Origin of the sequence: Gordonia metallireducens, from assembly GCF_021245825.1 — a bacterium.
Lineage (GTDB): Bacteria > Actinomycetota > Actinomycetes > Mycobacteriales > Mycobacteriaceae > Gordonia > Gordonia namibiensis.
Map to the genome: position 1 here is coordinate 92,718 of NZ_JAJQJP010000013.1, position 13,371 is coordinate 106,088.

The following is a 13,371-nucleotide window of genomic DNA, read 5'->3' on the forward strand; positions in this document are numbered from 1 at the left end:
TCGGCACGAGCAACCCGCAGATCGACGCTGTGGAACACTCGTGGCCATGCCCGACCGCCCATCGTCCGCCGGATCCGCATCTCGCACGAGCACCCGTGTGCCCGCCCGCACCTCGGTCGCGTTGGCCGCGGCTGCTGCGGCTCGCTGGGCCTCGCGCACCGCGGGACGCGGCAAGGGTTCGATGATCGGCGGACTCGTCGCCGCCAAGATCGATCCCGACATCATGCGCCGGCTCGCCGCCGGCAAACGCTCCGCGATCATCACCGGCACCAACGGCAAGTCGACGACCACCCGGATGACCGCCGCGGCGATGGCCGAACTCGGCGAGGTCGCCACGCAGGCCGACGGCGCCAACATGGACGCCGGCATCATCGCGACCCTCACCCTCAGCCGCAATGCGCCGCTGTGCGCGCTCGAGGTCGACGAACTCCACGTGCCGCATGTCAGCGATGCGGTCGATCCCGAGGTGTTGGTCCTGCTGAACCTGTCGCGCGATCAGCTCGACCGGGTCGGCGAGATCAACATGATCGAGCGCAGGCTCCGCGAGGGCATCGCCCGTCACCCGTCGACCACCGTGATCGCGAACTGCGACGACGTGCTGGTCACCTCGGCCGCCTTCGACGCTCCCGACGTGGTGTGGGTGGCCGCGGGCGCGAGCTGGGTCGGCGACTCGGTGAGCTGTCCCCGCACCGGCGAGCCGATCGTGCGGTCCGCGGACGGCTGGCAGTCGACCGGCGACGAGAACTTCCGTCGGCCCACCCCCGACTGGTGGTTCGACGACGAGAACATCTACGGCCCGAACGGCTTCTCCGCCCCGCTGACCCTGGCCGTCCCCGGCCGGGCCAACCGCGGCAACGCGGCGCAGGCGGTGGCCGCCGCGGTCGCGATGGGCGCCGACCCGGGCAAGGCCGTCGCCGCGGTCGGGACGGTCGGCGAGGTCGCCGGCCGCTACGGCGTCCACCAGATCGGCAACCACTCCGTCCGTACGCTTCTCGCGAAGAACCCGGCCGGTTGGCAGGAGGCCCTGTCGATGATCGACCAGGACGCCGACGGACTGGTCATCGCGGTCAACGGACAGGTCCCCGACGGCGAGGACCTCTCCTGGCTGTGGGACGTGCGATTCGAGGCCTTCGAGACCATGCAGGTGGTCGCCGCCGGTGAGCGGGCGGCCGACCTGTCGGTGCGCCTGCTCTACGCGGGTGCCGAGCACACCACGGTCCCCGACCCGATGGCGGCGATCGCCTCGTGTCCGCCGGGACGCGTCGAGGTGCTCGCCAACTACACCGCGTTCCGCGATCTGGGGATCGCCATGGAACGCGCGGCACGTGCACGGAAGGCCGAACAGTGAGCGAGTCGACACTGCGGATCGGGCTGGTCCTGCCCGACGTCATGGGCACCTACGGCGACGGCGGCAACGCCCTCGTCCTCAAGCGTCGCGCCCTCATGCGCGGCATCGACGCCGAGGTCGTGCACATCACGCTCGACGACCCGGTACCGGATTCCCTCGACGTCTACACCCTCGGCGGCGCCGAGGACTACGCCCAGCGTCTGGCCACCCGCCACCTGACCCGCTACCCCGGTCTTCAGCAGGCCGCCGCGGCGGGACGCCCGGTTCTCGCGATCTGCGCGGCCATCCAGGTGCTCGGCCACTGGTACGAGACCTCCGCCGGTGAGCGGGTCGACGGCATCTCGCTGTTCGACCTGACCACCGCACCGCAGGAGACGCGCAGCATCGGCGAGCTGGTCACCGAACCGACCCTCGCCGCACTCACCCAGCCGCTCACCGGTTTCGAGAACCACCGCGGCGGAACCACATTGGGCTCCGATGCCAAGCCGCTCGGGCGGGTGAAGCACGGCATCGGCAACGGCGTCGGCGACGGCACCGAGGGCGTCGTGCAGGGCAGCGTGATCGGCACCTACATGCACGGTCCGGCGCTGGCCCGGAACCCCGAACTCGCCGACCACCTCCTCGCCACCGCGATGGGCGTCGAATCGCTTGCGCCGCTCGACCTCCCGGAGGTCAATCGGTTGCGTAAAGAACGCCTCGCCGCCGGGCGTCGGCGCTGACACCACCTGACCTCGACACGGTCCTCGGGTAGCCCCTCGAACTTACTCGGCCGGCAAAGGAATCCGCTGGTTGAGCAGGCGACGAGCGCAGCGAGGACGGGACTCTGCTGGTTGAGCAGGCGACGAGCGCAGCGAGGACGGGACTCTGCTGGTTGAGCAGGCGACGAGCGCAGCGAGGAGCCGTGTCGAAACCACTCGTACAGCTCACTCCCCCAGGTCAATCCCCGCTGACCTCGCCGCCGCCTTCAGCACGTCCACGAGCATCTCGACGGTCAGCCTGCCGGTGAAGGTGTTGTGCTGACTCACGTGGTAGCACCCGAACACCTCGAGGGTCGCGCCGTCGCGGGTCAGAATCGTCGACGCCCCGTGCCCGAACTTCGGCGCAGGCCGCGGCACCGTCCAACCGAGCGCACCGAACGTGCGCAGCGTCGACTGCCAGCCGAAGGCGCCCAGCGTGATCACCGAACGCGTTGTCGGAGCGAGCAATTCGAGCTCACCATGCAGCCAGTGCGAGCACCGGTCCCGCTCTTCGACGGTCGGCTTGTTCTGTGGCGGAGCGCAGTGCACGGGCGCGGTGATCCGGGTGTCGAACAGCTCCAGCCCGTCGTCCATCGACACCGAATGCGGCTGACTCACCAGGCCGGCGAGATACATGGCGGAGAACAGGAAGTCACCGGACTGGTCGCCGGTGAACATCCGGCCGGTGCGATTGCCGCCGTGGGCGGCCGGCGCCAGACCCACGATCAGCAACCGCGCATCCGCCGGTCCGATGCCCGGGACCGGCCGCCCCCAGTACTCCTGGTCGGCGAACGCCCGGCGCTTCTCCCGTGCCACCTGTTCGCGCCATTCGACGAGCCGCGGGCATGCACGACAGTCGATCAGCTGCGCGTCGAGCTCCGCGAGATCACGAAACCGCCGTCGGGTGCCCATATCCGACAGTAACCGCGAGCCGTGCACGGGCAACTAGTCCAGCACGGCGCAGCGTTCGCGGGTGCGGTCGACGGCGAACCAGCCGCGCTCGAACTCCTGCCATTGCTGCAGGTGCACCCGCGACTCCTCGCCGTCCCGCGCGACGGCCCGCTCCAGACGTTCCGCCTCGGTTCCGCCGTCGAGCCACAGGGCGTGGGCCAACCGGTCGGCGATCCGGCGCCGCGCCGACGACACCCCCTCGATGATCAGCAGCGGCTGCCACTCGATCCACACCTGCGGTCCGGGCGTCGCGACGCCGTCGCGCCACACCCGAGGACGGTAGCGGTAGTCCCATCGCCGGACGAAGGAGTGCAGCACATCCGCTTCCAGCTCGGGCCACCAGGCAACCGGGTCGTCCCACGAGGCGAAATCGTCGGTGCGCACCAGCGTCACCCCGACGCCCCGTTCACGTAGCTGCGCCACCAGCAGATCCGCGACCGTCGACTTCCCGGCCCCGGACGGGCCGTCGATCGCGACGATCCCCGAGTCGAGCTGCGCGGCGAGCTCGGCGACCCGCGCACCGATCTCCGGGGAGATGATGTCGGACGCCGTCACCGCACCCTCACACCCGTGAACAGACCCGACGGGAGTTTCGTCAACGGCGCGGTGATCGGCGCCTCCGGGACCCGGGTCACGCCTGTCCGACCGGTCCGCAGGTATTCGGCGATCGCGGCGTCGAGCGGCCGGTTCGCGCGGCCCAACTGCCCATGGTCGCCGCCGCCCACGGTGATCAGGTGGCTGTTCATCTGCCGGCGCATGACGAGACTGCCATGGTAGGGCGTCTGGGGGTCTCCGACACTCTGGATCTGCAGCGGGCGGACGGCGAGTCCACGATTCCGGATCGGGATCGGACGGGTGACCGGAGCGGCTCCCGCACAGGCCATTCCAGACCGGTAGATCAAGCCGGGCGCCTCGAACGGATCGGCGGTGACGTAGCCGGTGATGAACGCGGCGAGGTTCGCCGACGGATCGGCCGGCACCTGGTTCTCGTTGCACAGGACGGCACCCTGCATGTCCTGTGAGATCGCCGCGGCCTCGAGCACCGCGGGTGAGGGTTCGGCGAGCTTCCGGGTTGTACCGGCCGTCATCATCGCGATGACCGGCCAATTGTTCCGATCGGGCGCGAACGCCTGTGTGAGAATCAGCAGTCCCGAATTCGCCTGCACCGAACCGGGTGTCAGCAATGTCGCGGCGAAGTTCTCGAACCGTGCACGCGCATCCGCGGTGAGGTCGGTACCGGCGATGTACTGGTCGGCGACGGCGCGGAGGCCCGGCGGGACGTCCCCGACCCGCGCCGGCGGTGCGACCAGAGACGGCGGGACGCCCGCCTCGGCACTGACCCGGTCGCTCCACTTCCGGTACACGGCAAGCGGAGTCGTCCCCAGGCGGTAGATGTGGTCGTGGCGCGCGATCCACGCCATCATGGCGTGGACGCGAGCCTTGTATCCGGGAGTCTGCGCGTCGAGGAGAGCGTTCCACACGAGGCCGGGGTCGAAGCCGGAATCGAGAACCAATCGGTCGACACGCTGGGGGAACAGCGTCGCGTAGGTCCCGAAGAGCAACGTCCCGTAGGAGATCCCGTACAGACTGATCTTGGTCTCGCCCAGCTTCCGGCGAACCACCTCGATGTCACGCGCGGTGTTCTCCGTGGTCAGCGTCGACCCCAGACCGGGCGTGCGCCGTGCACACCGATCACGGTTCAGTTTGCCTGCAGCGGTGTAGATCTCGGCTTCCGACCCGGTGAGCGGAGCACATTTCAGCGGCGTGCCCGACACCAGGCCCCGCGGCTGCACTGCAACGAGATCCCACTGGTCGCGCACCTCGTCCGGTACGCGCAGCTGACTGAACATCGCGATCGCATCGCCGCCGGGGCCTCCCGGGTTGCCCATCAGGACACCGCGCCGCTGCGATGGTTCCCGCGCGGGAATGCGACTCACGAGGAGCTCGATCGTGGGTCCGTTCGGCTCGGCGTGATCCAGCGGGACCTCGACTGCAGCGCAACGAACGCTCGCCGGGACACCGTGGACGGCGGGACATGACGTCCAGTCCAGCTCGGTTTCCGCAGCCGCGGCGAGCGGCACGGCGCGCGCCGTGTCCAGCAGACCGACCGCGGCCACCGCGGCCACTACCGCCGCGATCACCCGTACTCGTCGACGCCCCCGCTTCAGCGATATCACTCCCCGACCCTAGCCGGGCACACGTGAACCGTCTGCGTTCGGCCTTCAGGCCAGGATTCGACGGCCGGACAGCGCCCGGCCGAGGGTCAGTTCGTCGGCGAATTCGAGGTCGCCGCCCATCGGCAGACCCGACGCCAGGCGCGTCACCGACAGCCCGGGGAAGTCTTTGAGCATGCGCTGCAGGTAGGTGGCGGTGGCCTCGCCCTCGGTGTTGGGGTCGGTCGCGACGATCACCTCGCTGACGTCGACGCCGTCCTCCTGATTGGCGAGCCGACGCAGCAGCTCACGGATGCGGAGCTGGTCGGGTCCGATCCCCGACAACGGATCGAGGGCCCCGCCGAGTACGTGATAGCGGCCGGTGAACTCCTTGGTCCGCTCGATCGCGTGCACGTCCTTGGGTTCTTCGACGACGCAGATCTTGGTGGCGTCGCGTCGTGAGTCGGAGCAGATGCGGCACAGCCGATTCGCCGACACGTTGCCACATTCGGCGCAGAACACGACGTCGTCGCGGACGCGCCCGAGCGCCGCGACCAGTCGGTCGATGTCGGACTTCTCCCCGGCGAGCAGGTGGAATGCGATGCGCTGCGCACCCTTCGGACCGAGCCCCGGCTGTTTGGCCAGTTCGTCGATCAGATCCTGGATCGGTCCTTCATACATCGCGTGCCCGGGTTCTCTGGTGTGGTGGGAAGGATCGCGCGGCGGGCGCGATCAGCCGCCGAGCCCGGGGATGCCGCCGCCGAGGCCTCCGGCCAGCGGGCCCATCTTCTCGCTGGTGAGCTGCTCACGCTTCTGCGACAGGTCGGCGAGCGCGCCGAGCAGCAGATCCTGCAGGGTCTCGACGTCCTCGGGGTCTACGACCTTGGGATCGATGGACACCGCGGTCACCTCGCCGGTGCCGTTTCCGGTCACGGTGACCAGGCCGTTGCCCGCGCTCCCGACGATCTCCGCTGCGGCGATCTCGTTCTGTGCGGACAGGAGCTTCTCCTGCATCTGCTGAGCCTGGGCCAGCAGACCCGCCATCGGGTTCTCGCCGCCCTGGCCGCCGCCGAACAATGCGCTGGGATCGAATGGTTGCGTCACGCCGTCCAGGGTAGCCCCCGGGTCAGCGCAGCAATCGATCGACATGCGCGGCGATGTCGTCGACGCTGACCTCGTCCACCGGGCTGATCTCGAAGGACAGCACCTCGTCGCCGAACAGATGACCGGCCCGTCGTGTGAGCGAGAACTCGAAACGGTCGTCGACGCGCCGCCACTCGACGATCCCGCCGTAGACGGGCGCACTCGCCCCGGTGGTGACGCAGTGTTCGTCGGCGCGCGGGCCGCCGGTGAGGTCCCGCTGGATCTGGAAACACGCCAGCGACTCGTCGTCGATGAACACGACGGCCTCGCAGCCCAGGTCGGGGTGTCGTTCGTACGACGCGCGGATGGTCACGGTCGCCAGGGTAGTGGTTTCGATACGCCTCGTCGCTGCGCTCCTCGGCTACTCAACCAGCGTTCCGCTAGCCCCAGGGACCGTCACCCCGGCGACCGGTAGGCCCGAGGCGCACGCCCAGGGACCGCCACCCCGCCGGCCGAGTAGGTCCGAGGCGCACGCCCAGGGACCGCCACCCCGCCGACCGAGTAGGTCCGAGGCGCAAGCCGAGGGACCGCCACCTCCGCCGGCCGAGTAGGCCCGAGGCGCAAGCCGAGGGCCGTATCGAGGTCCGCGCCTGAAAAACGCCCCTGCGATGCACCCTCCAGGAGTCCGCCGCGGACGATATGTCGGCGCCCGTCCGCTGGAGGGTCGATGTCAGGGGCGGATTTCAGGGGTGGATTTCGGGGGTGGTTTTCAGAACGCCACCGTGCGACGACTCTCGAACCGACGCTCCGTCCCGTCGAGCGGGTCCGTGAACTCCAGAGCATGTGCGACGAGCCGCAGCGGGGCCGAGAAGTCCCCGTGGTCCGGGCGCTCCGCGAGTTCGGGGCGGACCTCGGGATACAGCGGGTCGTCGACGATGGGCACACCGAGCGACGCCATGTGCAGCCGCAGCTGGTGGGTGCGTCCGGTGTGCGGCACCAGCCGGTAGACACCGCCGCGGTCGGTCTGTTCGACGAGGGTGATGTCGCTGATGGCGTTCACCGGGCCGTCGACGACGCGGGCCCGCAGGTCACCGGCGGTTTTCTCGATCCGGTCGCGCACGGTCACGGTCTCGGCGAGTCGCTCGTCGACCGGCGCCAGCGCGCGGTACTCCTTGCGTGCCAACCGGGAGGCGAAGAGGTCCTGGTAGGCGGCCCGCACGTCGGGACGCAGCGTGAAAAGCAGAACACCGGCGGTGAGCCGGTCGAGGCGGTGGGCCGGGGAGATCGTGTCGCTGCCCAGGTCGCGGCGGAGTCGGACCAGCGCGGTCTGCGTCACGTGACGACCCCGCGGCATCGTGGACAGGAAGTGCGGTTTGTCCACGACGACGATGTTCTCGTCGCGGTAGAGCACCGGGACGTCGAACGGGATCGGGACCTCGTCGGGCAGATCGCGGTAGAGGTAGAGCGAGACGTTCACCCGCGACGGCGCGTCGAGGTCGACGGGCCGACCGTCGGCATCGACGATCTCGCCGGCCGCGGCACGGGCGTGCAATTCCTCGATCCCGAGACCCGCGAGACTCGGCGACGCCAGTAGTGCCTCGGCCACGGTGGATTCCGGCCCCGCCCGCAAGACCACCCGCGTCGAGTCGACGCCGTCCCGGATCGGGAGCGGCGAGGGCCGGGCCCGGCCCCTCCTCCGAGACGTCAGTTCTCGAGGCGCTTCTTGAGATTGCCGAGCACCTCGGCCTGGATGCGGTTGATCGCCTTGGGCGCGAAGGTCTTCTCGAAGAACCCGCCGATGCCGCCGGCGCCCTTCCAGCTGGTTGTGGTGGTGACACGCGATCCGCCGGCCGACGGGGCGACCGTGTAGGTCGTCACCATGGTGGAGTTGGCGTCGCGTTCGGTCACGGTGTCGGGGGTCACGCTGACGGTCGCCTGGACGTCGCGCTGTCGCTTCTCCGAGGCCTGCAGAATCCAATGCACGACGGTGCCGTCGCCGTTGCCGCCGCTGATGACCTTGTAGTCGCGGTAGTGCGCCGGGAGGATCGCCGGGCGCACATCGTTGTAGTCGGCGAGGGCTCCGATGACGGTGTCCGGGGCGGCGGTGATGTCGATCGACTGCGATGCGGAAACCTGACCCACGATGGAACACTCCTCGGGACGAAACGATTGGCGGGCGAACTGATCAAGTCCTAGGCTAACCGGGTGAGCTCTGGCTTGGAGATGGGGGGACAGGCATTTGACCAGGGGGTGTCCACCCTACTGGCCAGCTATCGTGCCATCCCTCCGAACGCGACCGTGCGCCTTGCGAAGAAGACGTCGAACCTCTTCCGCAAGCGCGCAGCCAACCCACATCCCGGACTGGACGTCTCCGGACTCGACCGGGTGATCTCGGTCGATCCCGACGCCCGCACCGCCGACGTCGCCGGGATGTGCACCTACGAGAACCTGGTCGCGGCGACCCTCCCCTACGGTCTGGCACCCATGGTGGTCCCGCAACTCAAGACGATCACGCTCGGCGGCGCGGTGACCGGCCTCGGCATCGAGAGCACGTCGTTCCGTTCCGGACTCCCGCACGAGTCGGTGTCGGAGATCGACATCCTGACCGGCGACGGGGAGATCATCACCGCGACGCCCACGAACGAACACGCCGACCTGTTCTTCGGTTTTCCCAACTCCTATGGGACGCTGGGTTATTCGGTCCGCCTGCGCATCGAGCTGGAACCGGTGAAGCCGTACGTCGCGCTGCGTCACGTGCGGTTCAGCTCGATCGCCGAGCTGCAGGCGACGATGGAGACCATCGTCACCGAGAAGACCTACGACGGCGAGCAGGTCGACTACCTCGACGGAGTCGTGTTCTCCGCCGACGAGTCCTACCTCACGCTCGGACGCCAGACCGACGAAGAGGGCCCGGTCAGCGACTACACCGGGATGGACATCTTCTACCGGTCGATCCAGAACAAGACCACCGACCGCCTGACGATCCACGACTACCTCTGGCGCTGGGACACCGACTGGTTCTGGTGCTCCCGTGCTTTCGGGGCCCAGAACCCGAAGATCCGCCGCTGGTGGCCGAAGCGCTACCTGCGCAGCAGCTTCTACTGGAAGCTGATCGGACTCGACCAGCGCTGGGACATCGGCGACCGCCTCAACGCCCGCAAGGGCCTCCCGCCGGGTGAGCGGGTCGTCCAGGACATCGAGGTGCCGATCGAACGCACCACCGACTATGTCGAATGGTTCCTGGACAACATCCCCATCGAACCGATCTGGTTGTGCCCGCTGCGCCTTCGCGAGCCGGCCCTGCCCGGTTCGGATCCGGCGCGCCCGTGGCCGCTCTACCCGCTCGAACCGCGGCGCACGTACGTCAACGTCGGCTTCTGGTCGGCCGTGCCGGTCACCCCGGGCGACCCCGGGCACACCAACAAGGTCATCGAACGCAAGGTCGCCGAACTCGACGGCCACAAGTCGCTGTACTCGGAAAGTTTCTACGGGCCGGAAGAGTTCGACGAACTCTACGGCGGAGAGAGTTATCGGCTCCTGAAGAAGCGGTACGACCCCCGCGGCCGCCTTCTGGACCTCTATGCGAAAGCGGTGAAACGCCAATGACGACATTCAGAGACGCACCGATCGGAGCAGACTCCCAGACCGGGAAGATGTCCCTGGCGGAGATCTTCGAGACCCTCCTGGGCGGCAACCTGTCGATCCGGATCTCGGCGTACGACGGCAGCAGCGCAGGCCCGGCCGACGCCCAGTACGGCCTCAACCTGAAGACCCCGCGCGGCACCACCTATCTCGTCACGGCGCCCGGCGACCTCGGCCTGGCCCGCGCCTACATCGCCGGCGACCTCGAACTCGTCGGCGCACACCCCGGCGACCCCTACCCCGCCCTGAAGGCGCTCGCGAGCGATCTGGACTTCCACCGCCCGTCGCCGCTGGCCCTGGCCCAGATCGCGCGCTCGCTCGGCATCGAACACTTCAAGCCGATCGCCCCGCCGCCGCAGGAGGCCGTGCCGCGCTGGCGTCGTTTCGCGGAAGGACTGCGCCACAGCAAGTCTCGTGACGCCGAGGTCATCCACTACCACTACGACGTCTCGAACACCTTCTACGAGTGGGTCCTCGGCCCGTCGATGACCTACACATGTGCGGTCTACCCCGACCGCGACGCGTCGCTCGAGACCGCCCAGGACAACAAGTACCGCCTCATCTTCGAGAAGCTGCGCCTCAAGCCCGGCGACCGACTCCTCGACATCGGTTGCGGGTGGGGCGGAATGGTCCGCTACGCCGCCAAGCGCGGTGTGCACGCCATCGGTGCGACGCTGTCGGCCGAGCAGGCCGAGTGGGCACAGAAGGCCATCGTCGACGAAGGACTCTCCGAGTTCGCCGAGGTGCGGCACAGCGACTACCGCGACATCACCGAATCCGGTTTCGACGCGGTGTCGTCGATCGGCCTGACCGAACACATCGGCGTCGGCAACTACCCGGCCTACTTCGGCTTCATGCGCGACAAGCTGCGCCCGGGCGGAATGCTGCTGAACCACTGCATCACCCGGCCCGACAACGCGAGCCGCAGCAAGGCCGGCACGTTCATCGACCGCTATGTGTTCCCCGACGGCGAGCTCACCGGCTCGGGCAAGATCATCTCCAAGCTCCAGGACATCGGCGGCATGGAGGTGATCCACGAGGAGAACTTCCGCGAGCACTACGCGATGACCCTGCGCGACTGGAACATCAACCTCGTCGATCACTGGGACGAGGCCGTGGCCGAGGTCGGCGAGGGCACCGCCCGCCTGTGGGGACTGTACATGGCGGGCTGCCGGATCGGCTTCGACCGCAACATCATCCAGCTCCATCACGTGCTGGCGACCAAACTCGACAACCATGGCGGCCATCAGGTTCCGCTGCGGCCCTGGTGGAACGCCTGAGCCTGCTCGACCAACGAGACCCCGTCGGATGCCCGGCGGGGTCTCGTCGTTCAGGCCCCCGCATCGTTCACGCCGGGGCGTCTCAGACCAGCGGGACGTCGACGATCGGCCGGCGCACGTCCGCGCCCGGGCCGTCGAAATGCCACCACTCACCGGAGTAGACGGTCAATCCCCCGGCGGCCATCGCCTGACGCAACCGGGCCCGCGCTGCCTGGGCCGATGCCGAGACCCCCTGCGTCGCATACGCGGTCGCGCGTGGGGTGAACGAGTCGAAGTCGGTGCCCATGTCGACGCGACAGACATTGCCAACCTTGCGCGGGGCCGGACAATTCGGGCTGCGTACCGCGAGGGTCACGTCGACCGAGCGTCCGGTCTCATGGCTGGTCGAGTACGGACCGGGGGCGGCGACCCACGCCGGGTCGGGAACTTTCTCAAACATCCTCTGCTGCACCGAATGTGGTCGGTAGCAATCCCAGAACACCAGCGTCTCACCGCGGGCCCGGAGTTTCTGGGCCGCGGTCCTCAGACCCGGGACCATCGATTCGTGCACCAGACAGCGAGCATTCGGCGGATAGAGACGCTCACCGACGAAGTTGTGGGTCGTCGCATAGCGCAGATCCAACGCCGCATCCGCGACGACGGTCTTCACGTCGACGAGTCCGACCGCGCGGGCCTGCTGATCGACGGTGTGCCGCAGGGTGGGCGACGGCGAGTCGACGGGAGCCGCCTCGGCACAAGCCATCGACAACGTCAGCGCCGCCACCACCACCGCTGCCGGCGCCGTGGCCAGACGTAGGACCGATCGGATCTGCATCTCTGCGTTCTACCAGCCCTTCGTCTCGACGGTCATTCGATCGGCCGTGCCCCGAGTTCGGACTTGAGGAGTTCGAGCGCGACCTGATCGGGGTCGAGGCGCTGCTCGGGCGCCCCGGTACGGGCATCGGCGACCATCTCGGCTCGCTCCTCGTCGGGGATGTCCTCGTCCGCGCGAGGCGGTTCGGGCTCCTCCGGCTCGGCCACCGGTTCGGGTGGCGGCGGCGCGGCCGCCGACTGATCACGAGACCTGCTCGGACGCGAGTACGACTGCCGGGGTTTGGCCTGCTGTTTCGCGGCCTGTGCGCCACCCGGCGCCGACGGCGCGACCGCTGTGCCCGGAGCCTGGTGCACCGTCCGCACGTCCAGTTGGGTGCCGAAGACCTCCGCGAGAGCCTCGCGGATGATCGTGACCGCGTGCGGCGCCGAGAGACGTCCGACGAGCACCTCGACCGGGTGTCCGAGCACCACCGTGGTGCCCTCGAGATCGGCGATGACCGCCGCCGACAGCATCGGCTCGAGACTCTTGGAACGCTCCCGCACCGCGGCCCGGATCTCCGGGTAGCGCTTGCGGATCGCGTCGGCGTCGAGCCCGCCCGGGGCAGCCGGCTCTGGCTCCGGTTCCGGTTCGGGCGCCGGTTCGGGGCGCTTCGCCCGGGCCGGCATCGCATCGGGCGGTGGAACCGAGTACTCGTCGACCGGCTCATCCGGCAGCGGGATGTCGTCGGGGTCGGCCGACCGGGCCGGCGCGGCGGCAGGTTCCCGGGTCGGCTCCGGAGCCGGTTCGGCCACCGGGGCACGCGAAGGCGGTTCCGGCGCCGTGGGGGTTCCGCCGTTCCGGACCGCCGGACGCACGGGTTCCGGTACCGGCTGCGCCGGCGTGGCGGCCTCCGCTTCGGGTTCGTCCCAGGGGACGTCGAGAGTCGGTGCAGCAGCGTCGACTTCGGGAGAATCGGTGCCGGTGGTCCCGGTGTCCGGGGTGTCGAGATCCCCGAGATCGAGCGCCTCCGGTTCCACGAGCGCGTCGGGTTCCGGAAGCGCGTCGGGATCGGGAAGGGCGTCCGGATCGGCGATGGCGTCGGGCGCGGGTTGCTCGACGATCAGTTCTTCGAGCATGTCCGCGTCGTCGGTCTCGACGGCAGCGGCTGCGTCGGCCTGCGGTGCGGCAGCGACCGGTTCGGCGGGCGGGGCCGGCTCTGACTCGGGAACCGTGGGCGCAGCGGCGGGTTCGGCCGGAGTCGATTCGGCTGCCGCGGGCTTCGCCACCGGCGCAGGCGGTTCGGGCGCGGTGGGTTCCGGTGCGGTCGGCATCGGCGGCGGAGCAGCAGCCGGGGCAACCGGGGCAGATGCGGCCGGTGCGACCG

Annotated in this window: 13 protein-coding genes and 1 pseudogene; 4 read left to right on the forward strand and 10 right to left on the reverse strand. The window is 69.2% G+C overall.

The features are described 5' to 3' along the window. The first annotated feature begins 46 nt into the window (after positions 1 to 46). Entirely contained in the window at positions 47 to 1,348 is a 1,302-nt protein-coding gene (locus LQD00_RS03460) for a Mur ligase family protein (RefSeq protein ID WP_232715686.1), read from the forward strand. Continuing rightward, entirely contained in the window at positions 1,345 to 2,067 is a 723-nt protein-coding gene (locus LQD00_RS03465) for a type 1 glutamine amidotransferase (RefSeq protein ID WP_232715687.1), read from the forward strand. The genes LQD00_RS03460 and LQD00_RS03465 overlap by 4 nt, the downstream gene beginning before the upstream one ends. A 204-nt stretch (positions 2,068 to 2,271) precedes the next feature. Here LQD00_RS03465 and LQD00_RS03470 read toward each other — a convergent pair whose 3' ends face one another. From LQD00_RS03470 to LQD00_RS03505, 8 genes are all read right to left on the reverse strand, one after another. Further along, the gene (locus LQD00_RS03470; protein WP_232715688.1) at positions 2,272 to 2,997 is read right to left on the reverse strand and encodes a uracil-DNA glycosylase; all 726 of its coding nucleotides are present in this window, start codon (positions 2,995 to 2,997) and stop codon (positions 2,272 to 2,274) included. 33 nt (positions 2,998 to 3,030) lie between these two features. Further along, a complete protein-coding gene (locus tag LQD00_RS03475) occupies positions 3,031 to 3,591 on the reverse strand; it encodes a uridine kinase family protein (RefSeq protein WP_232715689.1) in 561 nt (186 codons plus the stop codon). Then, positions 3,588 to 5,177, reverse strand: a complete 1,590-nt coding sequence (locus tag LQD00_RS03480) for an alpha/beta fold hydrolase (protein WP_232715690.1) — start codon at positions 5,175 to 5,177, stop codon at positions 3,588 to 3,590. Before LQD00_RS03480 ends, LQD00_RS03475 begins: the two co-directional genes overlap by 4 nt. 81 nt (positions 5,178 to 5,258) lie before the next feature. Then, on the reverse strand, positions 5,259 to 5,870 hold the full coding sequence (gene recR / locus LQD00_RS03485; RefSeq protein WP_006866543.1) for a recombination mediator RecR: 612 nt from the start codon (positions 5,868 to 5,870) through the stop codon (positions 5,259 to 5,261). 51 nt (positions 5,871 to 5,921) lie between these two features. Continuing rightward, positions 5,922 to 6,338 carry a YbaB/EbfC family nucleoid-associated protein gene (locus tag LQD00_RS03490; RefSeq protein ID WP_005199059.1) on the reverse strand — a complete coding sequence of 139 codons (417 nt, stop codon included), beginning with the start codon at positions 6,336 to 6,338 and terminating at the stop codon, positions 5,922 to 5,924. Beyond that, complete coding sequence (locus LQD00_RS03495) at positions 6,316 to 6,645, reverse strand: hypothetical protein (protein ID WP_232715691.1); 330 nt, start codon at positions 6,643 to 6,645, stop codon at positions 6,316 to 6,318. Before LQD00_RS03495 ends, LQD00_RS03490 begins: the two co-directional genes overlap by 23 nt. 396 nt (positions 6,646 to 7,041) lie before the next feature. Next, a complete protein-coding gene (locus LQD00_RS03500; RefSeq protein WP_232715696.1) occupies positions 7,042 to 7,935 on the reverse strand; it encodes a pseudouridine synthase in 894 nt (297 codons plus the stop codon). A gap of 41 nt (positions 7,936 to 7,976) precedes the next feature. Continuing rightward, positions 7,977 to 8,414: an SRPBCC family protein gene (locus LQD00_RS03505; protein WP_006866539.1), complete on the reverse strand. Its 438-nt coding sequence runs from the start codon at positions 8,412 to 8,414 to the stop codon at positions 7,977 to 7,979. Between the two features lie 81 nt (positions 8,415 to 8,495). Here LQD00_RS03505 and LQD00_RS03510 point away from each other — a divergent pair, with 81 nt between their 5' ends. Together LQD00_RS03510 and LQD00_RS03515 are read left to right on the forward strand one after the other, a co-directional pair. Beyond that, complete coding sequence (locus LQD00_RS03510) at positions 8,496 to 9,878, forward strand: FAD-binding oxidoreductase (protein WP_232715697.1); 1,383 nt, start codon at positions 8,496 to 8,498, stop codon at positions 9,876 to 9,878. Next, a complete protein-coding gene (locus tag LQD00_RS03515) occupies positions 9,875 to 11,194 on the forward strand; it encodes a class I SAM-dependent methyltransferase (protein WP_232715692.1) in 1,320 nt (439 codons plus the stop codon). Before LQD00_RS03510 ends, LQD00_RS03515 begins: the two co-directional genes overlap by 4 nt. An 82-nt stretch (positions 11,195 to 11,276) precedes the next feature. Here LQD00_RS03515 and LQD00_RS03520 read toward each other — a convergent pair whose 3' ends face one another. Both LQD00_RS03520 and LQD00_RS03525 read right to left on the reverse strand, forming a co-directional pair. Continuing rightward, positions 11,277 to 12,008 carry a M15 family metallopeptidase gene (locus LQD00_RS03520; protein WP_232715693.1) on the reverse strand — a complete coding sequence of 244 codons (732 nt, stop codon included), beginning with the start codon at positions 12,006 to 12,008 and terminating at the stop codon, positions 11,277 to 11,279. 32 nt (positions 12,009 to 12,040) lie between these two features. Continuing rightward, positions 12,041 to 13,371 (reverse strand): annotated as a pseudogene (locus tag LQD00_RS03525) (DNA polymerase III subunit gamma and tau); the annotation flags it as partial.

Coding starts and splice junctions, on each gene's coding strand:
- LQD00_RS03460 (WP_232715686.1), top strand. CDS start 47: ATGCCCGACCGCCCATCGTCCGCCGGATCCGCATCTCGCACGAGCACC.
- LQD00_RS03470 (WP_232715688.1), bottom strand. CDS start 2,997: ATGGGCACCCGACGGCGGTTTCGTGATCTCGCGGAGCTCGACGCGCAG.
- recR (WP_006866543.1), bottom strand. CDS start 5,870: ATGTATGAAGGACCGATCCAGGATCTGATCGACGAACTGGCCAAACAG.
- LQD00_RS03490 (WP_005199059.1), bottom strand. CDS start 6,338: ATGTCGATCGATTGCTGCGCTGACCCGGGGGCTACCCTGGACGGCGTG.
- LQD00_RS03510 (WP_232715697.1), top strand. CDS start 8,496: ATGGGGGGACAGGCATTTGACCAGGGGGTGTCCACCCTACTGGCCAGC.
- LQD00_RS03515 (WP_232715692.1), top strand. CDS start 9,875: ATGACGACATTCAGAGACGCACCGATCGGAGCAGACTCCCAGACCGGG.
- LQD00_RS03520 (WP_232715693.1), bottom strand. CDS start 12,008: ATGCAGATCCGATCGGTCCTACGTCTGGCCACGGCGCCGGCAGCGGTG.